Genomic DNA, 24,060 nt, shown 5'->3' with positions numbered 1-24,060 from the left:
TTTGTGCACCGACGCACAATCTCCCGGCCCTGGAGGCTCCTTTGCACCGTCGCACAGCGCTCTCCGTCTCCGCCGCCCTGCTCGTGGCGGCCCCCCTGCTGTCCGCCTGCTCGGGCCAGGCCCGCCCGGGCACCGCGGCCGTCGTCGGCGGCGAGCGGATCACCACCTCCGCCCTCCAGGCCCAGGTCAACGACGTCCGCACCGCGCAGAACCGCACCGGGCAGTCCGCCGCCCAGCTCATCCAGGCCTCGCCCGGCCTGGAGCGGGTCAAGCTCAACAAGATGATCCAGACCGCCGTGCTGGAGCGCGCCGCCAAGGACGCGGGCGTGGTCGTCAGCCCGCGCGAGGTCGGGGAGTTCCGCAAGGCCCAGCTGGAGAAGGCCGGCGGCCCCGACAAGCTGGAGGCCGCCGCCCTGGAGCAGGCCCACCTGGCCCCCGGCCAGCTGGAGGCCGACGCCCGCTTCAAGCTGCTGCGCGACAAGCTCTTCGAGCACTACGGCAGCCAGGACAAGGCCCTGGAGAAGCTCGCGGCCGCGGCGAAGGCCCTGCACATCGAGGTCAACCCCCGCTACGGGGCCTGGGACGCGCAGCAGATCGTCCTCGGGGACCAGGAGACGCCGTGGATCGCCCAGCGGACCCGGCCCGAGCAGGTACCCGCCGGAGCCTGAGGCGCGCCGCCGGAGGTAGGTTCGGAGGGTGAACGCCCACGCCGCCGAACCCGCCCGCCCCTCCGGCCCCGTCTCCGGTCCGGTCTCCGGCCCCGTCTCCGGTCCGGCCTCCGGCCCGGCCGACGAGGACGCCGTCGGCCGGATCGTCCTGCTCACCGCCAGCCACCGGGTCGCCCCCGGCCTGCTGTCCTGGCCGGCCTGGCAGACCCTGCACGCCGCGGACCGGGTGCTGTGCGCCGACCCCGGCCACCCGCAGCTGCCGTACCTGCGGGAGGCCGGCGTCGAGGTGGACCTGGAGGCCCCGGACGCGCACGCCCTCGTCGACGCCTGCGCGGGCGGCCGCACCGTCGTGGTCATCCCGTCCGGCGAGGGCGACCAGCGGCTCACCGACGGCCTGGCCCGGCTCGCCGGCTCCGGCCGCGTCGCCATGCCCGACCTCGAGCTGCTGCCCGGCTCGTACGACCTGCCCGGCGCCCGGCTGCTCGACCTGGTCCAGGTGATGGACCGGGTCCGCCGGGAATGCCCGTGGACCTCCCGCCAGACCCACCGCGGACTGGTGAAGTACGCCATCGAGGAGGCGTACGAGCTGGTCGAGGCCATCGAGGACGGCGACCGGGAGGAGCTGCGCGAGGAGCTGGGCGACGTCCTGCTCCAGGTGGTCTTCCACGCGCGGATCGCCGAGGAGGACACCGACGAGCCGTTCTCCGTCGACGACGTGGCCGGCAGCCTCGTCGAGAAGCTGATCCGCCGCCACCCGCACGTCTTCGGCGACGCCGAGGCGCAGACCGCGGAGGACGTCAGCGCGCACTGGCAGCGCACCAAGGCGGTGGAGAAGCAGCGCGCCTCGGTCACCGACGGGATCCCGCTGGGCCAGCCCGGCCTCGCGCTCGCGGCCAAGCTGGCCGGCCGGGCCCGCGCGGGCGGGCTCGCCGTGGAGCTGCCGGGCGGCGAGGGCATCGGGTACGAGCTGCTGCGGCTGGCGGCGCGGGCCGAGGCCGAGGGCGTCGACCCGGAGACCGCCCTGCGCGCCGCGGCCCGCACCTACCGCGACGCGATCCGCGCCGCGGAGGGCGTCGAGGCGTAGCCGCCGCACGGACGAGGCCGCCGCCCGGCCGGCCCGCCCCGCCGCCGGGCGGCAGGGTGGGCCGCCGCGCGGAGCCTCTCCCCGCCCCGCCCTTTCACCGTTTCCCGGGGCTTCGCGCCGGGCCCCGCCGTGGGCGGCGGGCCCGGTGGACGGCGTCCCGCGCTCACCCGTCCCGCGCTCGGCCGCCCGCGTTCAGCCGTTCCGCGGTGCGCGGCCGGAGGGGTTGAGCCAGTGCGGGTCCGGGCGGTGCAGGAACCACTCGCCGAAGCCCAGGGGCCGGCCGTCCGGGCCGTGGCCGGTGCCGTCGGCGGGTACGGAGTCGTGGAAGATCCGGGCGGGGCGGGCGCCGAGCTCCTGCAGGACGTGCGCGGTCTCGCCGACGAACGCCGGCGGCCCGCTGAGGTAGACGTCCTGGTCGGGCCACAGGCCCCGGTTGCCCATCGCGGTCGCGAGCCGGGCGGTGGCCTCGTTGCGGTGCTGCCCGGGTGCGGGCGTGATGTAGGTGACGGCGAGCCGGCGGAAGGCGGCCGCGTACTCCTCGATCAGCGGCCGGTCGTACAGGTGCGCGGCGTCGCGGGCGACGACGAAGAGCCGCACGTCCAGGTCGGGCGGATGCGCGGCGAGCTGCTCCAGCAGGGCCCGGATCGGCGCCCAGCCGGTGCCGGCGGCGATGAGGCTGACCGGGCGGTCGTCGCGGCGCAGCGTCAGTGCGCCGCCGGCGGCGCCGATCCGCAGGACCTCGCCGGGCCCGGCCTCGCGGACCAGAGCGGTGCTGAGCCGGCCGCGCTCGATGCGGCTGACGTGCAGGTCCAGGGTGCCGTCGGGGCGCGGGGCGTTGCCGATGGAGTAGGTGCGCCAGGTCCGCGGGACCCGCTCGCTGCTCACGCTCGTGTACTGGCCCGGTAGATAGGGGAAGGGGGCGTGGGGCCGCAGGGTCAGCACGCCTATGTCCTGCCCGTACCGCAGGTGGCGCACGATCTCCGCGTCCCACCAGGGCGGGTCCTGGCTCGCGGCGGCGCCGGCCGTCATCGCGTCGGCTATCGCCTGGTACGCCTCCGACCAGGCCTTTTCCACCTCGGGGGTCCAGGCGCTGCCGGATGCCTCGGCGAGGGCGGCGAGCAGGCTGGCGCCGACGGCGGCGTAGTGCTCGGGGCCGGCGAGGAACTTGCGGTGGTCGCGGCCGAGGTCGTGGAGGTAGGAGGCCAGGCCCTCGTGCTCGAGGTGGGCGATCACGTGGGTCAGGGAGGCGAAGAGCCGGTCCCGCTGGCGCTGCATGTCCTCGGCGGAGGTCGGGAAGAGCGCGCGGATCGCGGGGTTGTGCCAGAAGAGGTGGGAGTAGAAGTACTTGACCGCGTGCTCGGCCCGTCTCTCCACCACCGCGAAACTGCTTTTCAAGATCCTCACATCCACAGGACCGAAAGTAGGAGCGGCGGCCACCGCGGCGTCAAGTGACGGCCGATCTGCGGACAGCCGTGGCGAACCCCCCATAAGGGGTGCGGCGTGCCGCCCGGGATACGGTCGACCCGTGCACGAGCCGACCCCCGCCGCCCCCGAAGACGCCGCCGCCTCCGCTGCCGCAGACGCCTCGGCCGCCCCGGCCGCCCCGGCCCCGACCCTGTTCGACTGGGAGTTCGCGACCGACCCCTATCCCGCGTACGCCTGGCTGCGCGAGCACGCCCCCGTGCACCGCACCCGGCTCCCCAGCGGGGTCGAGGCCTGGCTGGTGACCCGGTACGCCGATGCCCGCCAGGCCCTCGCCGACCAGCGGCTCAGCAAGAACCCGGCGCACCACGCGGAGCCGGCGCACGCCAAGGGCAAGACCGGGATCCCGGGGGAGCGCAAGGCGGAGCTGATGACGCACCTGCTGAACATCGACCCACCGGACCACACCCGGCTGCGGCGCCTGGTGTCGAAGGCGTTCACGCCGCGCAGGGTGGCGGAGTTCACGCCGCGGGTGCAGGAGCTGACCGACCACCTCATCGACGGCTTCGCCGGGCGGGGCGAGGCGGACCTCATCCACGAGTTCGCCTTCCCGCTGCCCATCTACGCCATCTGCGAGATGCTCGGCGTGCCGCGCGAGGACCAGGACGACTTCCGCGACTGGGCCGGGATGATGATCCGCCACGGCGGCGGCCCGCGCGGCGGAGTGGCCCGTTCCGTCAAGCAGATGCGGACGTACCTCGGTGAACTCATCCTCCGCAAAAGGGATGATCTGGGCGATGATCTGATCTCGGACCTGATCCGGGCGAGCGACCACGGCGACCACCTCACCGAGGCCGAGGCCACGGCCATGGCGTTCATCCTGCTCTTCGCGGGTTTCGAGACCACCGTGAACCTCATCGGCAACGGCGTCCACTCCCTCTTCATGAACCCCGGGCAACGCGCGCGGCTGCAGGCCTCCCTCGCCGCCGGGGAGCGCGGGCTGCTCCAGACCGGGGTGGAGGAGCTGCTGCGCTACGACGGCCCCGTCGAGCTCGCCACCTGGCGCTTCGCCACCCGGCCGCTGACGCTCGGCGGACAGGACATCGCGGTCGGCGACCCGGTGCTGGTGGTCCTCGCCGCCGCCGACCGGGACCCGGCGCGGTTCGCCGACCCCGACACCCTGGACCTCGGACGCGCCGACAACCAGCACCTCGGGTACGGCCACGGGATCCACTACTGCCTGGGCGCTCCGCTCGCCCGACTCGAAGGACAGACGGCGCTTGCGACTTTGCTGACGCGTCTGCCGGATCTGGAACTCGCCGTTCCGTCAACTGACCTGCGTTGGCGCGGGGGTCTGATCATGCGTGGCCTGCGCACGCTTCCCGTGCGCTTCACACCCCGAAACAACTGAACGTTTTCTGAGAGAAAGTCAACTCCTTGCTCAACTTGTGACAATCGTTCGAAGGGGGCTAGGTTCTGCCGTTACCCAGCCGTTATGCGAAAGGTGCAGCACATGCGTTCCGGGAACGGCCGCCACAGACGCCCCCGCCAGGTACCCGCGATTGTCGTCACCGCCGGAGTCACGGGCTCCGCGCTGGCCCTGCCACTGCTCGCCGCCACCGGCGCGAGCGCGGCCGACGCCTCGACGTGGGACAAGGTCGCCGAGTGCGAGAGCGGAGGCACCTGGAGCGCCAACACCGGCAGCGGTGCGTACGGCGGGCTGGCCTTCACCCAGGAGCAGTGGCAGAACGCGGGAGGCCTGGAGTTCGCCGAGCGCCCCGACCTCGCCAGCCGGTCCCAGCAGATCGCCGTCGCCGACCGCATGCTCGGCGCCCAGGGCCCCGAGGCATGGCAGAACTGCGCGGCCTCGGCCGGGCTGACCAAGGACGCCCCCGCGGCGGACGTGGACCCGGGCGCCACCGGCAAGCACCGCGCCGTCGGCGCCACCCCGAGCCGCCCGGACGACAAGGTCCCGGCCGGCCGCAACGGGGAGCGGGCCACCGACTTCGGCGCCCCGACGCCCGGACCCACCTTCACCCTCCCGCCCGCGCCGCAGGCCCCCGTCAGCGACCTGCCCGTCATGCCCGACCCGGACCTGCCGTCCCCGACGCCGCTGCCGGGCACCCCGAGCACCGACCCGGGCGCCCCGACGGCCCCGACGGCGCCCACCGCGCCCGGTACGGCGCCCACGGCCCCGGTGAACCCGGCGGACCCCACCGCCCCGGTGAACCCGGGCGCACCCACGGCCCCGGGTGCCACCCCCTCCGCCCCGTCGGCCGCGCCCACCCCGGGCGCCTCCGCCGACCCGGCCGCCATACCGGACACCACCGCCACCGGCAAGCACCGTGGCGCCCCCGCCGCGGAGGGCGCGGCCCCCTCGTACACCGTGAAGGAGGGCGACAGCCTCGCCACCATCGCGGACGCCAAGGGGGTCAAGGGCGGCTGGAGCGCCCTGTACCAGGCCAACGAGCAGGTCATCGGCGGCGACGCCAACCTGATCAAGCCGGGCCAGAACCTGGATCTAAGCCAGAAATAACGGCACTTCGGGCACCCGGAAAGAGTTGAATGTCCGGTTCGTTCAAATGAGACATGTGTCTCTTCCGGTCAACTGGCGTGTCCTGTCCGTAACCTTGGGCAAACCACCCGCTCACCTGCGCAAACACCCTTGCGGAGAGCGCAAGTAGGGGCCCTCCCCCGCCGAAGTTCCTCGGTTGAACATCGGCGGGGGACCTGTCTACCTTCTGAATCGCCCGCCACCGCGGGCCCCTTCGACCGCATCGCCGAGTCCTGCCGGCGGCCGGGGGAACACACGTCGCGTCAAGCGCCGAAGGCAGGAGCGGGGGAACCAACGAAGGCGCCGGGAAGGACCGTTGGAAGACGGTCACGAACGGCTAGGGGTGAAGACGCGCCACGTGCGCGGCCGGGCAACTCATCCGCCCGAACCCGACAGCTCACCTCGCAGGCGTCGGTGAGGAGAACTCCATGCTGCTTTCCGGCAAGGGCAAGCACCGCCGCGCCACGGCCATCGAGCGGACCACCCGTATCGTCACGCTCGCCGGCGTCGCCGGTGTCGCCGTCGCGGCCCCGCTGATGACCGCGGGCTCCGCGTCCGCCGCCACCGCCTCCGAGTGGGACCGCGTCGCGCAGTGCGAGTCCGGCGGCAACTGGTCCATCAACACGGGCAACGGCTACTACGGCGGCCTGCAGTTCTCCGCCTCCACCTGGGCCGCCTACGGCGGCAAGACCTACGCCGCGCAGGCCAACCAGGCCTCCAAGTCGCAGCAGATAGCCATCGCGGAGAAGGTCCTCAAGGGCCAGGGCAAGGGCGCCTGGCCGGTCTGCGGCAAGGGCCTGTCGAACTCCTCGTACTCCGGCGGCGGCTCGAGCGACACCCCGAAGCAGACGCCGAAGACCGAGACGAAGAAGACCGAGACCAAGAAGGCCGAGACGCCGAAGACGCAGCCGAAGAAGGAGACGCCGCGCGCCGAGGCGCCGGTGACCCGCTCCGAGCGCGGCGACTCCTCGGTCATCAAGACCGGCAACGGCTCCTACGAGGTCAAGTCCGGCGACACCCTGGGCTCCATCGCCGAGGCCAACGGCGTCAAGGGCGGCTGGCAGAAGCTGTTCGAGCTGAACAAGGACATCGTCTCGGACGCCGACCTGATCTACCCGGGCCAGATGCTGAAGCTCAGCTGAATTCCCCGGCAACTCTCGCGCGTGCCGTGACAGCACGCACACCCCCCACCGCCCGGCGCGTATCCCCCCACGCGCCGGGCGGCGGTGCGTCCGGCCCGCGCAGCGACCGTACGACAGGCCGGTAGCGGCTGGGCAGCGGCCGACAGGGCCCGACAGCCCCGTAATCAAGGGGCCTATGTCCCGGAAGCGGGGTATTCGGGCCCTTTTTCGTCCCAGGACCCGGGCGGTCGGCTGGCCGACTGCCCGGAGGCGGTTAGGCTCTAGGCGGCAAGGCCATCCCACGGCCGTACCCGCCACCGCACACCCAGCGTCACATCCCAGAAGGAGATGCTCGTGCCGTCCATCGACGTCGTCGTAGCCCGGGAAATCCTGGACTCCCGAGGCAACCCCACGGTCGAGGTCGAGGTGGGCCTCGACGACGGCAGCACCGGCCGTGCTGCCGTTCCGTCCGGCGCCTCCACCGGTGCCTTCGAGGCCATTGAGCTCCGCGACGGCGACCCCAACCGCTACATGGGCAAGGGCGTGGAGAAGGCCGTCCTCGCGGTCATCGAGCAGATCGGCCCGGAGCTCGTCGGCTACGACGCCACCGAGCAGCGCCTGATCGACCAGGCCATGTTCGACCTGGACGCCACCGACAACAAGGGCTCGCTCGGCGCCAACGCCATCCTCGGCGTCTCCCTGGCCGTGGCCCACGCCGCCTCCGAGGCCTCGGACCTGCCGCTCTTCCGCTACCTCGGCGGCCCGAACGCGCACCTGCTGCCCGTTCCGATGATGAACATCCTCAACGGCGGCTCGCACGCCGACTCCAACGTGGACATCCAGGAGTTCATGATCGCGCCGATCGGCGCGGAGTCCTTCTCCGAGGCCCTGCGCTGGGGCACCGAGGTCTACCACACCCTCAAGTCCGTGCTGAAGGGCAAGGGCCTGTCCACCGGTCTGGGCGACGAGGGCGGCTTCGCCCCGAACCTCGGCTCCAACCGCGAGGCCCTGGACCTCATCCTCGAGGCCATCAAGCAGGCCGGCTACACCCCCGGCAAGGACATCGCTCTCGCGCTCGACGTCGCCGCGTCCGAGTTCTACAAGGACGGCAAGTACAACTTCGAGGGCCAGGCCCGCTCGGCCGCCGAGATGACCGAGTACTACGAGGAGCTCGTCTCCGCGTACCCGCTGGTCTCCATCGAGGACCCGCTGTTCGAGGACGACTGGGCCGGCTGGAAGGTCATCACCGAGAAGCTCGGCGCCAAGGTCCAGCTCGTCGGTGACGACCTGTTCGTCACCAACCCGGAGCGCCTGGCCCGCGGCATCGAGGAGGGCACCGCCAACGCCCTGCTCGTGAAGGTCAACCAGATCGGCTCGCTGACCGAGACCCTTGACGCCGTCGAGCTCGCCCAGCGCAACGGCTTCAAGTGCATGATGTCGCACCGCTCCGGCGAGACCGAGGACGTCACCATCGCCGACCTCGCCGTCGCCACCAACTGCGGCCAGATCAAGACCGGCGCCCCGGCCCGTTCCGAGCGCGTCGCCAAGTACAACCAGCTGCTGCGCATCGAGGAGATCCTCGACGACGCCGCGGTGTACGCGGGCCGCAGCGCGTTCCCGCGCTTCAAGGGCTGACGGTCCCTGAGCCTCCGTACGTCCCCGCACTCGGTCCCGTACCGTGTGCGGGGACGTATTGCGTAGTACGGACAGAGGGGAGGCGGGAGCAATGGCCGGGAACCGGGATCGGTTCTCCACCTTCTCCACCGCGACCAGGCTCAAGCAGCTCGGCGAGCGGACCGCCGCCCACGTCTACCGCTCGCAGAGCCGCCGCCAGGTCCGCCGCAGCCGGCTCACCGGCCGGGCCGCCCTGCTCGTGCTCGTCCTCTGTACGCTGGTCGTCGCCCTGGCGTACCCGATGCGCCAGTACGTCTCCCAGCGCTCGGAGATCGCGGAGCAGCAGCGGGCCGCCGCGGCGGCGAGCAAGCGCCTCGAACGCCTGCGCGACGAGAAGGCCCGCTGGCAGGACAACGCCTACGCGGAGCAGCAGGCGCGCAAACACCTGCACTTCGTGCGGCCGGGCGAGATCGGCTACATCATGAACGACCCCGGCGCCGAGGCGGCGGAGCACCGCCGCACCGGCCAGGCCGGATCCGACCGGCCCTGGTACTCCAACGTCTGGGACGGCGTGGACAAGGCCGACCGCCCCGGCGACTGAGCCGCGACCGACCACCAGCAGCACCCATCCACGAGAACGAAGAGACTCCTTCCAGGCATGCAGACGCCCCCGCCCCAGACCGAACGGACCGAGCCGACCGACGCGGACATCGAGGCGTTCGAGCAGCAGCTCGGACGCCCGCCGCGCGGGCTGCGCGCCATCGCCCACCGCTGCCCGTGCGGTCAGCCGGACGTGGTGGAGACCGCCCCCCGCCTCCCCGACGGCACGCCGTTCCCCACCCTCTACTACCTGACCTGCCCGCGCGCGGCCTCCGCGATCGGCACGCTCGAGGCCAACGGCGTGATGAAGGAGATGCAGGCCCGGCTCGCCGAGGACCCCGAGCTCGCCGCCGCCTACCGGGCCGCGCACGAGGACTACATCCGGCGCCGCGACGCCATCGAGGTGCTCCAGGGCTTCCCGAGCGCCGGCGGCATGCCGGACCGGGTCAAGTGCCTGCACGTGCTGGTCGGCCACTCGCTGGCCGCCGGCCCGGGCGTGAACCCGTTCGGCGACGAGGCCCTGGCCATGCTGCCCGAGTGGTGGGCCAAGGGCCCGTGCGTCACCCCGTGCGGGGAGAAGAAGGACGGGGACGCGCAGAAGGAAGCGCAGAAGGAAGCGGAGGGGGACGCATGACCCGGGTCGCCGGCATCGACTGCGGTACGAACTCCATCCGCCTCCTCGTCGCGGACTGCGACCCTGCCACCGGCGAGCTGGTCGAGCTGGACCGGCGGATGACGATCGTCCGCCTCGGCCAGGGCGTGGACAAGACCGGCCGGCTGGCCCCGGAGGCGCTGGAGCGCACCTTCGCGGCCTGCCGCGAGTACGCGGAGGTCATCAAGGAGCTCGGCGCCGAGCGGCTGCGCTTCGTGGCCACCTCGGCCTCCCGCGACGCCGAGAACCGCGACGAGTTCGTCCGCGGTGTCGTCGACATCCTGGGCGTCGAGCCCGAGGTGATCTCCGGCGACCAGGAGGCCGAGTTCTCCTTCACCGGCGCCACCAAGGAGCTGGTGGGCACGGACCACATGGACAAGCCGTTCCTGGTGGTGGACATCGGCGGCGGCTCCACCGAGTTCGTCGTCGGCGAGGAGCACGTCCGGGCCGCCCGCTCGGTCGACGTGGGCTGCGTCCGGATGACCGAGCGCCACCTGGTCGTCGACGGCGTGGTCACCGACCCGCCGACCGAGGCGCAGGTCGCCGCCATACGGGCCGACATCGAGGCGGCCCTGGACCTGGCCGAGCAGACGGTGCCGCTGCGCGAGGCCCGCACCCTGGTCGGCCTGGCCGGCTCGGTGACCACCATCGCCGGGATCGCGCTCGACCTGCCGGAGTACCTCTCCTCGGAGATCCACCACTCCCGGATCCCGTATGCGCAGGTCCGCGAGATCACCGAGCGGATGCTGACCACGACCCACGCCGAGCGCGCCGCCATCCCGGTCCTGCACCCGGGCCGGGTCGACGTGATCGGCGCCGGCGCCCTGGTCCTCCTCGCGATCATGGACCGCATCGGCGCCGAGGAGGTCGTGGTCTCGGAGCACGACATCCTGGACGGCATCGCGATCAAGACCGCGGAAGAGGTCGAGACCGACAAGCAGCGGTCCTGACCTGCTGAGGCGGCGCTTCGATGAGCCGATCGGAGCGTCGCCCCCGTGTTTCAGATGTTGCGGTGGACGTCGCGGCGGTCACCGACCTTGACGACGAGGATGACGAGCTCGCCATCGAGTACCTGGTAGGCGATCCGGTAGCTGCCGACCCGAAGCCGGTAGAGGCCGGAGGGCCCGGTCAGCTTCTTGATGTCTGCGTCCTCGCGGAAGGGATCGTCACCCAGAGTGGTGAGCGCGGCGAGGATGCGCATCGCGGCCGGTTTGTCGATCGCACGAAGCTGCCGTTGCGCCGAGGTGGTGAACCGGAAGGCGTACTTCACGCCGCGCCATCACCCCGCTCGCTGAACAGGTCGGCCAGCAGCTCGGCCATGGTCACGGTCGGGCCGCCTTCGGCAAGGACTGCCTCAGCCTCGCGTGCGAGCAGTTCGTCGGCCGCCTCTTCGAGGGCGTTGAAGTCCGCGATGGGCACCAGAGCGGCCACTGGGGCGCCGTTTCGCGTGATGACGGTCGGTGCGCCCTGTTCGGCACGGTTGATGTGGTCCGCGAGGTGGGCGCGGGCTTCGCGCACGGTCACTGCGTTCTCACTCATGTCGGCAGTGTACGCGGTGGAGTGTACACGCGCCGCCGGGGCGGCAACGGCGTGTGGGTTCACCGGAGATGGTGGACGGCATCGCCTGGTCCGTCGCCTGACGAGGACCCGGAGACACTTCCGCACGGCTGTGGAGCCCGTGACCGGAGGGTTGTGGGGGTCGGGGAGGGGCTGGAGGAACCTTTCTGGGGGTCTTTCGGCCCTCTCCCCGAAGAAAGTTCGTGAAGTTCTTCACAAGGAAAAGAGGCCTACGGGGCCAAGTCGGAGGCCCTTCGGGGTCTTTCGGGGACCCGCAGGCCCGTTTTGTTCGTGCGTTCGTGTGATTCACGGAGGGGGCGGGGCCGGGCCGGTAGGTATCGACGAACCCGGTGGTCTACTCCGGTTTCAAGCCTGGAGGCCAGTTCAGAACGGGTGAACAACGAGTCCCGTTACACCGTGGTTCCCGTTTCGCGCCATGACCTCCGTCACGTGGGCCGCGCAGTGTAGCAGAGGCCCCGACGGTTCTTGTGAAGGGGCTCACGAGCATCACCCCTGAGGGTGCTGGATACTCGTTCCATGAGCACCACGGAGCGTCCCAGGATCCTCGTTGTAGGAGGTGGGTACGTAGGCCTGTACGCAGCCAAGCGCATCATGAAGAAGATGCGCTACGGCGAGGCGACCGTCACGGTCGTCGACCCGCGCTCGTACATGACCTACCAGCCCTTCCTCCCCGAAGTGGCCGCAGGCAGCATCTCGCCGCGGCACGTCGTCGTCCCGCTGCGACGCGTGCTGCCCAAGGCTGAGGTTCTCACCGGCCGGGTCACCACCATCGACCAGGACCGCAAGGTCGCCGTCGTCACGCCGCTGGTCGGCGAGGCGTACGAGCTGCCCTTCGACTACCTGGTGATCGCGCTCGGCGCCATCTCCCGCACCTTCCCGATCCCCGGCCTCGCCGAGCAGGGCATCGGCATGAAGGGCGTCGAGGAGGGCATCGGCCTGCGCAACCACGTCCTCGAGCAGCTCGACAAGGCCGAGTCCACGACGGACGAGAACGTCCGCCGCAAGGCCCTCACCTTCGTCTTCATCGGCGGCGGCTTCGCCGGCGCCGAGACGATCGGCGAGGTCGAGGACATGGCCCGCGACGCCGCGAAGTACTACTCCACGATCAAGCGCGAGGACATGCGCTTCATCCTGGTCGACGCGGCCGACAAGATCCTCCCCGAGGTCGGGCCCAAGCTCGGCACCTGGGGCAAGGAGCACCTCGAGTCCCGCGGCATCGAGATCTACCTCGGCACCTCGATGGACTCCTGCGTCGACGGCCACGTCGTGCTGAAGAACGGCCTCGAGGTCGACTCCAACACGATCGTGTGGACCGCGGGCGTCAAGCCCAACCCGGCGCTGGCCCGCTACGGCCTGCCGCTCGGCCCGCGCGGCCACGTCGACACCGCCCCGACCCTCCAGGTCCAGGGCACCGACTACATCTGGGCCGCCGGCGACAACGCCCAGGTCCCGGACGTCGCCGCCCGCAAGGCCGGCGTCGAGAACGCCTGGTGCCCGCCGAACGCCCAGCACGCGCTGCGCCAGGCCAAGGTCCTCGGCGACAACGTGGTCTCCGGCATGCGGGGCTTCCCGCAGAAGGAGTACTCGCACGCCAACAAGGGTGCGGTGGCGGGCCTCGGCCTCCACAAGGGCGTGGCGATGATCGTCATGGGCAAGATGAAGATCAAGCTCAAGGGCCGCCTCGCGTGGTACATGCACCGCGGCTACCACGGCATGGCCATGCCGACCTGGAACCGTAAGATCCGCGTCTTCGCGGACTGGACCCTCGGCATGTTCCTCAAGCGCGAGGTCGTCTCCCTCGGTGCTCTGGAGACCCCGCGCGAGGAGTTCTACGAGGCCGCCAAGCCGGCCCCGGCTCCGGCCGCCGCGGCCGCGCCCGCCGAGAAGGCCAAGGCCTCCTGACCCGGGCCTGACCGACCGGCACGCAGTACGCCCCGAAGGGGCCGCCCGCCATCCGTGGTGCGGGCGGCCCCTTCGGCGTTCCCGGGCGGCGGCCGGCGGGGGTTCCTCCCCGCCCCGGCCGGCGGCTCCTCCTCCCGCAGATTGGCCGGGGACGGATCTGGGTAGTCCGTTGCGCCGGATCGTTTCAGGAGGTGCCGAGATGACCGACGCCGCGCCGCGGCTGGCCGCTGTGGCCGAGACCCTGCTGGGCGCCCCGCTGCCCGTCCGGATCCGGGCCTGGGACGGCAGTGAGGCCGGGCCGCCCACCGGCCCCGTGCTGGTGCTGGCCCACCGGCGCGCCCTGCGCCGGATGCTGTGGCGGCCGGGTGAACTGGGCCTGGCCCGCGCCTGGGTGGCCGGGGACCTCACCGTCGACGGGGACCTGTACGCCCTACTGGACCGGATCTCCGGCCTGCTGTGGGACCGCGGGTCCGACAGCCACGGCCCCGATCCCCGACCCGACCCCCGCCCCGGCTCCACCGGCCTCGCCAAGCTCGCCGCCCTGCGCCCGCACCTGCACGCGCGCGCCCCCGGCGCCTCCGGGACCGCCGCGCTGCTGCGCGACCCCGCCGCGCGGGCCGCCGTACGCGAGCTCGTCGCGCTGGCCCGGCCGCTGCCGCCGCCCGCGCCGCCCGCCGAGGAGGCCGTCCGCCGCGGCGGCCCCATGCACACGCGCAGCCGTGACAGGCAGGCGATCAGCCACCACTACGACGTGGGCAACGAGTTCTACGAGCGGGTCCTCGGCCCGTCGATGGTGTACTCCTGCGCCTACTGGAGCCCCGGCGGCACCCTGGAGGAGGCCCAGCGCGACAAACTCGACCTGGTCTGCCGCAAGCTGGGCCTCGCGCCGGGCGCCCGGCTCCTCGACGTCGGCTGCGGCTGGGGCTCCATGGCGCTGCACGCCGCCCGCGAGTACGGGGCGAGGGTGACCGGCATCACGCTCTCGCGCGAGCAGGCGGCGTACGCCCTCAAGCAGGCCGCGGAGGAGGGACTGGCCGACCGGGTCGAGATCCGCGTCCAGGACTACCGGGACGTCAAGGACGGTCCGTACGACGCGATTTCGTCCATCGGGATGGCCGAACACGTCGGCGCGGACCGCTACCGCGAGTACGCCCGTCTCCTGTACGGGCTGCTGCGGCCCGGCGGCCGGCTGCTGAACCACCAGATCGCCCGCCGACCCGAGCCGGACGAAGAGGCCTACCGCATCGACGAGTTCATCGACGCCTACGTCTTCCCCGACGGCGAGCTCTCGCCGCTCGGCACGACCGTCGGCGAGCTGGAGCGGGCCGGGTTCGAGGTCCGCGACGTGGAGGCGCTGCGCGAGCACTACGCGCTGACCCTGCGGGCCTGGGTGGAGCGGCTGGAGGAGCACTGGGAGGACGCCGTACGGCTGACCTCGCCCGGGCGGGCCCGGGTGTGGCTGCTGTACATGGCCGCCTCGGCGCTGGGCTTCGAGCGCGGCCGCCTCGGCGTCAACCAGATCCTCGCCGTCCGGCCCGGGCAGGGCGGGGCGTCGGACCTGCCGCTGCGGCTGCGCACCTGGGGCGCGTAGCCCCCTGGGGCGCGCGCGTGCGCGCACAGGGAAGGGCCCCGGGGCTGCCCCGGGGCCCTTCCCTGCTTCCCGCGTATCTCCCGTGTCCCCGTACTACTCGGTCTTGATGGCCGTCAGCATGTTCAGCCTCGCCGCGCTGCGCGCCGGCCACAGGGCGGCCAGGACGCCGACCACGGCGGCCAGCAGCAGGAAGACGCCGATCCGGTCGAACGGGATCACCAGCTCGTAGTTCGGGATCGAGGCCTTGAAGGTGCGGCCCAGCGCCCAGGCGAGGAAGGTGCCGAGGCCGACGCCGAGCACCGCGCCGAAGAGGGAGATGACCACGGCCTCCAGGCGGATCATGTTCTTGACCCGGCCCCGGTCGAGGCCGACCGCGCGGAGCATGCCGATCTCCTGGGTCCGCTCGAAGACCGACATCGCGAGGGTGTTGACGACGCCGAGCACCGAGATGACCAGGGCCATGCCGAGCAGGCCGTACATCAGGTTCAGCATCGTGCTGATGATGCCGCCCATCTCGTTGCGGATGTCCTGCTTGTCCTCGATCTTGATGGCGGGGTTGTCGCCGAGGGCGTCGATGACCTTCTGCTCGTTGGCCTGGGACTCGCCGCCCGCCATCTTCACGAAGACCTGGCGGATCTGCGGCTTCTCACCGGTCTCGACCGGGATCTGCCGGGCGTCCAGGACGTACGGGGAGACCAGCTCGCTCTCCTCGAAGATCGCGGCGACCTTCAGGGACTTCTTGGCGCCGCCGTCGAAGGAGGCCTCGACCGTGCTGCCGACCGACAGGCCGGCCTTCTTCGCGGTCTTGTCGGCGACGGCGACCTGGCCCTGGGCGAGGCCGGCGACGGAGCCGCTGACCACCTTGAAGTTGACCACCTTGTCCAGGGCGGCCGGGTTCACGCCGGAGGCGGAGTGGAAGGTGCCGTCGGCGCCCTTGAAGTACGCGGACTGCTGGGCTGAGACGGCCGAGACGCCGGGGGTCTTCTCCAGCGCGGTCAGGACCGAGGGGTCCAGGTCGCCGCCGCCGGCCATGGAGAGCATGTAGTCGGCGCGGATCTGGTCCGTGGTGGAGCGGTCGACGGCCTTGCCGACGGTCACGCCGAGCACCGTCAGGCCGGTGACCAGGGTGAGGCCGATGGTCAGCATGCCGGCGGTGACACCGGTGCGGCGCGGGTTGCGGACCGCGTTGCGGGCGGCCAGGTTGCCGGCGACGCCGAAGACGCGGGTCAGCAGCGGCCGTACGACGGCGATCAGCGGGCGCGACAGCATCGGGATCAGCACGGCCACGCCGATGAGGGTGAAGAACGCACCGCCGCCGATGATCCAGCGGCCGGTCTCGCCGCCCTTCGAGGAGCCCATCAGGATCAGGCCGAAGCCGATCGCGGTCAGTACGCCGCCGAAGCTGTTCAGCACCACCAGGGACTTGGCGCTCTGCGGCAGGTGCGCGCTGCCCATGGCCGCGACCGGCGGGATCTTGGCGGTGCGCCGGGCGGGCAGCCAGGCGGCGAGCACGGTGACGACCAGGCCGACGACGAGCGCGGTGATCACGGCGGCGGGGGAGACGACCAGGGGGCCGGCCGGGATCTTGGCCCCGAAGCCGTCCATGGCGGAGCGCAGGGCGACGGCGAGGGCCACGCCGAGGCCGAGGCCGAGGACGGAGGCGACGACGCCGACGAGCAGGGACTCGCTCAGGACCGAGCGGCGGACCTGGCTGCGGGTGGCGCCGACGGCGCGCAGCAGGGCCAGTTCCTTGGTGCGCTGGGCGACCAGCATGGTGAAGGTGTTGTAGATGAGGAAGATGCTGACGAAGAGCGCGATGAAGCCGAAGCCGAGCAGGCCGGTCTTCATGCCGTCCATGCCCTTCTCGATGTCCTTGGCGTTGCGCTCGGCCAGGGCGGCGCCGGTCTCGGCCTTGGCGTGCTTGCCGACGACCGGGGTGACCTCGGCGAGCAGCTTCGCGGCGTCGGCGCCGGGCTTGGCGGCGACGGCGAGTTCGGAGTAGTAGCCGGGGGCGAGGTAGAGCTCCTGGGCGACCTTGGCCTCGAAGAGCACGAGCGAGCCGCCGGCGTTGACCGCGCCGTCCTCGGTGCCGAAGACACCGGTGAGGGTGTACTCCTTGACCGGGCCGTTGGTGGCCACGCGGACCTTGTCGCCGATGGAGTAGCCGCCGGTCTTGGCGGAGGCCTTGTCCAGGGCGATCTCGTCGGCCTTCGCCGGGCCGTGGCCGGCGGTGAAGGCGTAGCGGGGGTCCTTGCCGTCCTTGACGGGGGCGAAGTTGGCGCCCTGGTTGGCCCAGCCGGTGCCGATCAGCTTGCCGCGCCGGTCGGGGACGCCGGCGAAGCCGGAGACCCGGCCGGCGACGGAGTCGACCCCGTTCAGCCGGGCGACCTTGTCGAGGGTCTGCTGGCTGATGCCGGGCTCGCCCTCCTCCTTCGTCCCGTCCTCGGTGCGGCCGGGACCGAACTGGGTGACGGAGACGGCGACCCCGTCGTAGCTCTTGCGGGACTGGTCGGACAGCGCCTTGCTGACGGTGTCGGTGAAGACGAACGTGCCGGAGACGAAGGCGACGCCGAGCATGACGGCGAGGACCGTCATCAGCAGCCTGGCCTTGTGCGCGAGCACGTTGCGCAGGGCGGTACGGAACATGGGAATCCAGAAGTCGTGGTGGTCCGCCGGGTCGGCGGGGCGCGGGGCGGTCTACGGTTCGGCGCGGCCGAGGTCAGGGCCTCAGCTGGTGCGGCCCTTGGCGTCGAAGGCCTTCATGCGGTCGAGCACCCCGTCGGCGCTGGGGCGGAGCATCTCGTCGACGATGCGGCCGTCGGCGAGGAAGATGACGCGGTCGGCGTAGGAGGCGGCCACGGGGTCGTGGGTGACCATGACGACGGTCTGGCCGAGCTCGCGCACGGAGTTGCGCAGGAAGCCGAGGACCTCCGCGCCCGAGCGGGAGTCGAGGTTTCCGGTGGGCTCGTCACCGAAGATGATCTCGGGGCGGGAGGCCAGGGCGCGCGCGACGGCCACGCGCTGCTGCTGGCCGCCGGAGAGCTGGGTGGGGCGGTGGCCGAGGCGGCCGGAGAGGCCGACCATCTCGATGACGGTGTCGAGCCACTGCCGGTCGGGCTTGCGGCCGGCGATGTCCATCGGGAGGGTGATGTTCTCCAGGGCCGTGAGGGTCGGCAGCAGGTTGAACGCCTGGAAGATGAAGCCGATCTTGTCGCGGCGCAGCTGGGTCAGCTGCTTGTCCTTCAGGCTGCCGAGCTCGGTGTCGCCGATGCGGACCGAGCCGGAGGAGAAGGTGTCCAGGCCGGCGACGCAGTGCATGAGCGTGGACTTGCCGGAACCGGAGGGGCCCATGATCGCGGTGAACTGGCCCTGGCCGAAGTCCACGGACACGTTGTCGAGGGCGACCACCTGGGTCTCGCCCTGGCCGTACACCTTGGAGAGGCCGGTGGCCCGGGCGGCCACGGCCTGGGCGGTGTGCGGGGCGTAGTTCATGGTGGTCACGGGGGGACTCCTCGGGCTGCGGACGGCCACTGCGGTCTGCGGATCGGCGGGACCCTTCCATCGTCACCGCGCCCACCGGGGCGGGGGATCAGCCGAGGTGCCCGTTCGTCGGCCCACTGGAGTCTGACCGCGGGGCGGTGCGCATACGCCTCTGGTATGACACCGCCCCGGAGAAGGGGTGGGGGCCGGGCGGGGCGGACCGGGGGTGTCCCGGGGTGGCGGACAGGGTGGCGGGCGGGGTGGCGCGGGCCATCGAAATCCCGTCATTCCCGTTTCGGGGGTGATCGCCGCCGACAGGGTGCCGACCGTGCCTTCTCGTCCCTGACGGTCCCTCAATCGCCAATAAAATCAGACAACATCGGATCCAGGACCCGCCCCCGACCTGGGCCTTCCCGATAGGCTCGACATAGCGTCCAGTGCTTTTCCACGGGAGCCGCCACGCCCTGCCCGGATGGTGGAATGCAGACACGGCGAGCTTAAACCTCGCTGGCCTTCAGGTCGTGCCGGTTCAAGTCCGGCTCCGGGCACTCTTCACCACGGCCGATCTGCCTGGGGACCCAGGGAGTTCGGCCTTCTCCGTGTCTGCGCCCGGTGTCTGCTCCCGGTGTCGCTTCCGGTGTCGCTTCCGGTGTCTGCTCCTCGCGCCTGCTCCCGCCGAACGTCCTTGACCTCAAGCGAGGTTGAGTTCCTAACGTCGCTCCCTGTCGCCCCGCACGGCAGCGGGCGCACCGGAACGGACGAAAGGCACCGGTCATGGAGTACACGCACGACGACGCGGGACTGCTCCGGCAGCCCATCGGCTACTGGAGCTGGGCCGCCTACAAGGCCGTCGTCGGCCGCACCCGCACCGCCCTCGCCGGGATCGGCACCACCCAGCCGCAGTGGTGGGTCCTCGCCCAGGTCGCCGGCGCCGACACCGGCCGGCCGCGCGCCGAGGTGTCCCGGATGCTGCGCAACTACCTCGACACCGGCGCCGAGGCCATGGAGGAGGAGATCGACACGACGGTCTCCCGCGGGTGGATCACCGAGGACGCCGCCGGGAACCTCGCCATCACCGCCGCGGGCCGGGCCTTCTTCGACGAGGCCGCCGCCCTCCAGCGCGACCTGTGGACCGAGCGGCACGAGGGCATCTCCGACGAGGAGTACCTGACCACCCTCAAGGTGCTCCAGCGCTTCATCCACAACACCGGCGGACAGGCCTGGCACCACTAGGGCCCGTCGGCGGATCATGGCCGGGTCAGTCCGGCCCTCGGCGCGCCCGTCGATTACCCCCTGCGCTTCCGCCGGGGTTCTCCTAAGATCCTCCTCCAGCAGTAGGGTGCTTTTTTTGCTAACCCATTACCCTTGACGCAAGGCCGCGCCCGGTGGCCATGGAGGAGTGAGATGAGGAGCAGTAACCCGGTCTTCTCGCGACGGGGGTTCAGCCGCGACAACGGTGCCTACGCGGGCTTCGACGCGCAGTACCAGCAGGCCGGGGCCAACCCGTACGCGACGAATCCTTACGCCACCGCCCCGGACACCGGGATGCCGCAGGCTCCGGCGCGCGCCGGTGTGATGACGATCGACGACGTCGTGAGCCGTACGGCCATGACGCTCGGCACCGTCATCCTGACCGCGACGCTCGCCTGGATCGCCCTGCCCGTCGACCCGGCCAACATCAACAAGTCGTACGGCATCGCGGTCGCCGCCGCGCTCGTCGCGATGGTCCTGGGCCTCGTCCAGACCTTCAAGCGCAAGGCCTCCCCGGCGATCATCCTCGCCTACGCGGCCTTCGAGGGCCTCTTCCTCGGCGTCATCAGCTCGGCGACCAGCACCTACATCGGCGCCGGCGTCGTCGTCCAGGCCGTGCTCGGCACCATGTGCGTCTTCGCCGCGGTGCTGTTCGCGTACAAGATGCGCTGGATCCGCGTCACGCGCCGCTTCTACGGCTTCGTGATGGCCGCCGCCATGGGCTTCATGCTGCTCATGGTCGCGAACCTGCTGTTCTCGCTCTTCGCGGGCGGTGACGGCCTCGGCTTCCGCAGCGGCGGCCTCGGCATCCTGTTCGGCGTCATCGGCGTGGTCCTCGGCGCCGCCTTCCTCGCCCTGGACTTCAAGCAGGTCGAGGACGGCGTCACCTACGGCGCCCCGCGCGAGGAGGCCTGGCTGGCGGCCTTCGGCCTCACGATGACCCTCGTGTGGATCTACCTGGAGCTGCTGCGCCTGTTCCAGATCCTCTCCGGCGACGACTAGTCCCCGGCCGAGTCAGGGGAAGGCCCCGCGAGCACACCGCTCGCGGGGCCTTCCCGCGTTCGTGGACGGGTACGGATCGGGGGCAGGTGTCGGGGGCAGGGGTCGGGGTCGGAACAGGGCGCGGGGTGTGCGCGTGTGGGGGGCGGGCTCAGCCGAACTTGCGGGCGGCCCTGCGCAGGTCGTACTCGTGGATGATCGCCTTGGCCTGGCCGTACGACAGCTCGTGCGCGCCGCGCAGCCAGCTGACCTTCTCCTCGAACCGGATGAGGGAGGGGCCCTCGTCCACGGTGCGGAGCCAGTCGGCGAGGTCACGACCGGTGGTCAGGGGGATTCTGTCGATCATGTTGCGGTGCGTCTGCTCCGAGAACTCTACGGACATGGGCGCCTCCGGAGGTATCGCCGTGCTGTTCTCTTCACGTCACCGTGCCGGAGAGTTCGCCCGTTGGCAATGGTGCCGGGGCGGCGCGTAAGGTCGGCCGGGTGCTCGATACCTCACCCCTGACTGCCGTCGTGGAGCGTTTCGCCGACCGGCTGCGGGCCATGCCGCAGAGCCGTCTCCAGCAGGGTGCCGCCGCCGAGGCGCTCCAGCTGGCCCGGGAGCTGTCGGCGCGAGCGCAGCGGCTGGAATCGCCCCCGGGGGCGGCTCCGGCGCGCACCATGCCCGACGCGGGGGTCTTCGTCGTCGGGGACCAGGTCGCGGTCGCCGGAGCCGACCTCGCCGAGGCGCTGCGCGCCGCGGACGCCACGGCCGCCCCGGACACGGCGACGGCCCCGTCCGAGATGCTGGACGAGGCCGTGGCGCTGGTGGAGCAGGCGGAAGTCAGAGCGACGCGATGACGCGGTCCGCGAGGATGTAGACGTTGTTGTCGGGGTCCTGGGCGTCCCCGCCGCAGGAGAACGTCAGCGCGTACGCACCCGAGATGCCCGAGCCGCCCAGCAGGACCGGCGCGGTGCCCGAGCGCAGGGCCTCTGCGAGGCGCTCCGCGGTCTCCCGGTGGCCCGGCGTCATGCACAGCGTGGTGCCGTCGGTGAAGACGTAGACGTCGAGCGTGCCCAGCGGTCCGGGGCGGACGTCCGCGAGGGCCGTACGGGCCTCCGCGAGCTCCTCCAGCCGGCTCACCGTGCGCTCGTGGTCCACCCCGGCGGGGGCGGACTGGGCCGGAACGAAGTCGGGGTGCGACGGGTGGCGCCGGCGGGCCGCGGCCAGCTCGGGGGAGTCCTCGGGGTACTCGTCGGCGACCTCCTCGCCGAGCACCGGCTCCAGACCCACCAGGTCCGCCTGCCGGGGCAGGAAGACGGCCGGGCCGTCCTCGCCCATGCCGGGCAGCCCGCCCAACAGGGACGGGGCGTCGGCGGCGTCGCGGGCCTCCTGGGCCGCCCAGAAGGCGCGCGCCTCGGCCAGCTCGCGCTCGCGCTCCTCGGCGAGGGCCTCGGCCACGGCGGCCCGTATCTCGGCGGCGGGGGATTCGACGGCGTGGCGGGCGTGCGGGACGCTCGCACCGCGGAACTGGGCCGGCACGGCCAGCTCACCGCGCAGGGCCGTCACCTGCTTGCGGAGGCCGTGGACGGCGTGCAGCGCAGCAGCGCCCACGGCCGCGGCTACGGCCGTGGTCAGCAGCAGGACTAGAGACATGGCGCTCACTGACTAACTCCTGATTTGACTCGATCCCCCGACTTCCTACATCAGAGTGTCCTGACCTGGGAATGGCGTGCAGTGCATTACGTCACGAAATGGACAGGGCTTTCGTCACACAGGCGGCCAGTGTGACGGCCTTGACCTGGGAAAACAACAATCCCCCAGGACAAAGGTCACATCCTGGGGGAGATTCGGTCACAGGTCGGCCGCGGGGGGATTGGATCCGGTGCCGGCAGGGCCGCAAGGGATCGCGCGGATCCCTTGCGGCACACGGCCCCCGGGCCCGGGACGGACCCGGCGCGGGCTCAGCTCAGGCGCTCGTTTCCTCGGTCGCGCTGGGCTTCGCCTCCGCTGCGGGCAGGTGCCGCCCTCGTACCTCGGGCGACCCCTACCCTCCGCTGCGGCTCAGCTCAGGCGCTCGATGACCATCGCCATGCCCTGGCCGCCGCCGACGCACATCGTCTCGAGGCCGAACTGCTTGTCGTGGAACTGGAGGCTGTTGATCAGGGTGCCGGTGATGCGGGCACCGGTCATCCCGAACGGGTGACCGACGGCGATGGCACCGCCGTTGACGTTCAGCTTCTCCAGCGGGATCTCCAGGTCCCGGTAGGACGGGATGACCTGGGCCGCGAAGGCCTCGTTGATCTCGAACAGGTCGATGTCGCCGACGGTCAGGCCCGCGCGCTTCAGGGCCTGCTTGGACGCCTCGACCGGGCCGAGGCCCATGATCTCGGGGGACAGGGCGGTCACGCCCGTGGAGACGATCCGGGCCAGCGGGGTCAGGCCCAGCTCCCGCGCCTTGGTGTCGCTCATGATGACCAGCGCGGCGGCGCCGTCGTTCAGCGGGCAGCAGTTGCCGGCCGTGACCATGCCGTCGGGGCGGAAGACGGGCTTCAGGCCCGAGACGCCCTCCAGCGTGACGCCGGCGCGCGGGCCGTCGTCGGTGGAGACGACCGTGCCGTCCGGGGTGGTGATCGGGGTGATCTCGCGGGCCCAGAAGCCGTTCTTGATGGCCTGCTCGGCCAGGTTCTGGGAGCGGACGCCGAACTCGTCCATGTCCTGGCGGGTCACGCCCTTGAGGCGGGCCAGGTTCTCGGCCGTCTGGCCCATCGCGATGTACGCGTCCGGGATCAGGCCGTCCTCGCGCGGGTCGTGCCAGGTGGAGCCCTCGGACTGCGCCACCTCGGCGGTGCGGGCCTCGGCGTCGGCGAACAGCGGGTTGTGCGTCTCGGGCAGGCCGTCGGAGGTGCCCTTGACGGAGCGGGAGACGGTCTCGACACCCGCGGAGATGAACACGTCGCCCTCACCCGCCTTGATGGCGTGCAGCGCCATGCGGGAGGTCTGGAGGGAGGAGGAGCAGTAGCGGGTGATGGTGGTGCCGGGCAGGTAGTCCATGCCCATCTGCACCGCGACGATACGGGCCAGGTTGTGGCCCTGCTCGCCGCCGGGCAGGCCGCAGCCGAGCATCAGGTCGTCGATCTCGCGCGGGTCCAGACCGGGGACCTTCGCCAGGGCGGCCTGGATGACCGTGGCGGTCAGGTCGTCCGGGCGGACGTCCTTGAGGGACCCCTTGAAGGCGCGGCCGATGGGGGACCGGGCGGCGGAAACGATGACGGCTTCGGGCATCGGGGCTCCAAGGATGAGGCGGCGTTACGGACCGCAAGCGAAGTTACCGGCCCGTACGGTCGAGGTCACCGCCTGAACGATGTGACCCCGATCGCTCCCACCCCAGCCTGCCACCGCTCCCGCCTCCTGCAGCCCCCGCCGCTCCCCTCCGGCTCCCGCCGACGCCTGCGGCTGGGGTCCGGCAACTTCAGCCTCGCCGGCGTTTGAGGCGCGGGTCCGGGCGGAGCCCGGTGCCCGGCGGAGCCGGGTTTCCCAGGGGCGCCGCCGCCAGCCCCCGCG

At 71.8% G+C, this 24,060-nt stretch carries 22 protein-coding genes, 1 tRNA gene and 1 riboswitch; of the genes, 15 read left to right on the top strand and 8 right to left on the bottom strand.

Translation table 11 applies throughout. The annotated features are described in order from the left end of the window. The first annotated feature begins 41 nt into the window (after positions 1 to 41). Together AB0F11_RS25460 and AB0F11_RS25455 are read left to right on the top strand one after the other, a co-directional pair. Positions 42 to 668 carry a SurA N-terminal domain-containing protein gene (locus AB0F11_RS25460; protein WP_362177983.1) on the top strand — a complete coding sequence of 209 codons (627 nt, stop codon included), beginning with the start codon at positions 42 to 44 and terminating at the stop codon, positions 666 to 668. A gap of 28 nt (positions 669 to 696) precedes the next feature. Continuing rightward, positions 697 to 1,752, top strand: coding sequence for a nucleoside triphosphate pyrophosphohydrolase (locus tag AB0F11_RS25455; RefSeq protein WP_362177980.1), 1,056 nt, complete (start codon positions 697 to 699; stop codon positions 1,750 to 1,752). 192 nt (positions 1,753 to 1,944) lie between these two features. On the opposite strand, the gene AB0F11_RS25450 is transcribed toward AB0F11_RS25455, so the two are convergent. Beyond that, a complete protein-coding gene (locus AB0F11_RS25450) occupies positions 1,945 to 3,129 on the bottom strand; it encodes a globin domain-containing protein (protein WP_362177978.1) in 1,185 nt (394 codons plus the stop codon). 238 nt (positions 3,130 to 3,367) lie between these two features. On the opposite strand from AB0F11_RS25450, the gene AB0F11_RS25445 reads away from it, so the two are divergent. The 7 genes from AB0F11_RS25445 to AB0F11_RS25415 all read left to right on the top strand — a co-directional run bounded on the left by AB0F11_RS25445 (position 3,368) and on the right by AB0F11_RS25415 (position 10,665). Continuing rightward, positions 3,368 to 4,585 (top strand): cytochrome P450, encoded by a 1,218-nt coding sequence (locus AB0F11_RS25445; protein ID WP_362178071.1) that lies wholly within the window; start codon positions 3,368 to 3,370, stop codon positions 4,583 to 4,585. A 102-nt stretch (positions 4,586 to 4,687) separates the two neighbouring features. Next, positions 4,688 to 5,710 (top strand): transglycosylase family protein, encoded by a 1,023-nt coding sequence (locus AB0F11_RS25440; RefSeq protein WP_362177975.1) that lies wholly within the window; start codon positions 4,688 to 4,690, stop codon positions 5,708 to 5,710. Positions 5,711 to 5,986: 276 nt separating this feature from the next. After that, positions 5,987 to 6,154, top strand: a riboswitch (cyclic di-AMP (ydaO/yuaA leader). A gap of 2 nt (positions 6,155 to 6,156) precedes the next feature. Continuing rightward, positions 6,157 to 6,870, top strand: coding sequence for a transglycosylase family protein (locus AB0F11_RS25435; RefSeq protein WP_362177972.1), 714 nt, complete (start codon positions 6,157 to 6,159; stop codon positions 6,868 to 6,870). A 327-nt stretch (positions 6,871 to 7,197) separates the two neighbouring features. Continuing rightward, complete coding sequence (gene eno / locus AB0F11_RS25430) at positions 7,198 to 8,484, top strand: phosphopyruvate hydratase (RefSeq protein ID WP_361904132.1); 1,287 nt, start codon at positions 7,198 to 7,200, stop codon at positions 8,482 to 8,484. Between the two features lie 91 nt (positions 8,485 to 8,575). After that, on the top strand, positions 8,576 to 9,064 hold the full coding sequence (locus AB0F11_RS25425) for a septum formation initiator family protein (RefSeq protein ID WP_362177969.1): 489 nt from the start codon (positions 8,576 to 8,578) through the stop codon (positions 9,062 to 9,064). 57 nt (positions 9,065 to 9,121) lie between these two features. Beyond that, a complete protein-coding gene (locus AB0F11_RS25420) occupies positions 9,122 to 9,697 on the top strand; it encodes a DUF501 domain-containing protein (RefSeq protein WP_362177966.1) in 576 nt (191 codons plus the stop codon). Further along, a complete protein-coding gene (locus tag AB0F11_RS25415) occupies positions 9,694 to 10,665 on the top strand; it encodes a Ppx/GppA phosphatase family protein (RefSeq protein ID WP_362177964.1) in 972 nt (323 codons plus the stop codon). The genes AB0F11_RS25420 and AB0F11_RS25415 overlap by 4 nt, the downstream gene beginning before the upstream one ends. Before the next feature lie 50 nt (positions 10,666 to 10,715). Here AB0F11_RS25415 and AB0F11_RS25410 read toward each other — a convergent pair whose 3' ends face one another. Further along, a complete protein-coding gene (locus AB0F11_RS25410; RefSeq protein ID WP_362177961.1) occupies positions 10,716 to 10,985 on the bottom strand; it encodes a type II toxin-antitoxin system RelE/ParE family toxin in 270 nt (89 codons plus the stop codon). Beyond that, positions 10,982 to 11,254, bottom strand: a complete 273-nt coding sequence (locus tag AB0F11_RS25405) for a type II toxin-antitoxin system Phd/YefM family antitoxin (protein WP_179175601.1) — start codon at positions 11,252 to 11,254, stop codon at positions 10,982 to 10,984. The genes AB0F11_RS25410 and AB0F11_RS25405 overlap by 4 nt, the downstream gene beginning before the upstream one ends. Positions 11,255 to 11,809: 555 nt before the next feature. Here AB0F11_RS25405 and AB0F11_RS25400 point away from each other — a divergent pair. Then, the gene (locus tag AB0F11_RS25400; protein ID WP_361904118.1) at positions 11,810 to 13,195 is read left to right on the top strand and encodes an NAD(P)/FAD-dependent oxidoreductase; all 1,386 of its coding nucleotides are present in this window, start codon (positions 11,810 to 11,812) and stop codon (positions 13,193 to 13,195) included. A gap of 199 nt (positions 13,196 to 13,394) precedes the next feature. Beyond that, entirely contained in the window at positions 13,395 to 14,786 is a 1,392-nt protein-coding gene (locus tag AB0F11_RS25395; protein WP_362177958.1) for a cyclopropane-fatty-acyl-phospholipid synthase family protein, read from the top strand. A 93-nt stretch (positions 14,787 to 14,879) separates the two neighbouring features. On the opposite strand, the gene AB0F11_RS25390 is transcribed toward AB0F11_RS25395, so the two are convergent. Further along, positions 14,880 to 17,432, bottom strand: a complete 2,553-nt coding sequence (locus tag AB0F11_RS25390) for an FtsX-like permease family protein (RefSeq protein ID WP_362177955.1) — start codon at positions 17,430 to 17,432, stop codon at positions 14,880 to 14,882. A gap of 81 nt (positions 17,433 to 17,513) precedes the next feature. After that, the gene (locus tag AB0F11_RS25385) at positions 17,514 to 18,278 is read right to left on the bottom strand and encodes an ABC transporter ATP-binding protein (protein WP_362178069.1); all 765 of its coding nucleotides are present in this window, start codon (positions 18,276 to 18,278) and stop codon (positions 17,514 to 17,516) included. A 454-nt stretch (positions 18,279 to 18,732) separates the two neighbouring features. Here AB0F11_RS25385 and AB0F11_RS25380 point away from each other — a divergent pair. From AB0F11_RS25380 to AB0F11_RS25370, 3 genes are all read left to right on the top strand, one after another. Next, positions 18,733 to 18,814: transfer RNA gene (locus AB0F11_RS25380), tRNA-Leu, on the top strand. Positions 18,815 to 19,040: 226 nt separating this feature from the next. Further along, positions 19,041 to 19,499: a MarR family transcriptional regulator gene (locus AB0F11_RS25375; protein WP_362177952.1), complete on the top strand. Its 459-nt coding sequence runs from the start codon at positions 19,041 to 19,043 to the stop codon at positions 19,497 to 19,499. Positions 19,500 to 19,670: 171 nt separating this feature from the next. Further along, positions 19,671 to 20,519 carry a Bax inhibitor-1/YccA family protein gene (locus tag AB0F11_RS25370; RefSeq protein ID WP_362177949.1) on the top strand — a complete coding sequence of 283 codons (849 nt, stop codon included), beginning with the start codon at positions 19,671 to 19,673 and terminating at the stop codon, positions 20,517 to 20,519. Positions 20,520 to 20,667: 148 nt separating this feature from the next. Here the strand turns inward: AB0F11_RS25370 and AB0F11_RS25365 are convergent, their stop codons facing one another. Beyond that, positions 20,668 to 20,898 carry a DUF4287 domain-containing protein gene (locus AB0F11_RS25365; protein ID WP_361904103.1) on the bottom strand — a complete coding sequence of 77 codons (231 nt, stop codon included), beginning with the start codon at positions 20,896 to 20,898 and terminating at the stop codon, positions 20,668 to 20,670. Positions 20,899 to 20,999: 101 nt separating this feature from the next. Between AB0F11_RS25365 and AB0F11_RS25360 the strand changes: the two genes are divergently transcribed. Further along, entirely contained in the window at positions 21,000 to 21,356 is a 357-nt protein-coding gene (locus tag AB0F11_RS25360; protein WP_362177946.1) for a hypothetical protein, read from the top strand. Here the strand turns inward: AB0F11_RS25360 and AB0F11_RS25355 are convergent. Continuing rightward, the gene (locus AB0F11_RS25355; RefSeq protein ID WP_362178066.1) at positions 21,340 to 22,152 is read right to left on the bottom strand and encodes a hypothetical protein; all 813 of its coding nucleotides are present in this window, start codon (positions 22,150 to 22,152) and stop codon (positions 21,340 to 21,342) included. The genes AB0F11_RS25360 and AB0F11_RS25355 overlap by 17 nt on opposite strands. A 408-nt stretch (positions 22,153 to 22,560) precedes the next feature. Continuing rightward, the gene (locus tag AB0F11_RS25350; protein WP_362177943.1) at positions 22,561 to 23,781 is read right to left on the bottom strand and encodes an acetyl-CoA C-acetyltransferase; all 1,221 of its coding nucleotides are present in this window, start codon (positions 23,779 to 23,781) and stop codon (positions 22,561 to 22,563) included. Positions 23,782 to 24,060 lie beyond the last annotated feature (279 nt).

It is taken from the genome of Streptomyces sp. NPDC032472, from assembly GCF_040636955.1.
Classification (GTDB): domain Bacteria; phylum Actinomycetota; class Actinomycetes; order Streptomycetales; family Streptomycetaceae; genus Streptomyces.
The sequence above is the reverse complement of the archived record's forward strand: the minus strand, read 5'-3'. Positions and strand labels throughout refer to the sequence as shown.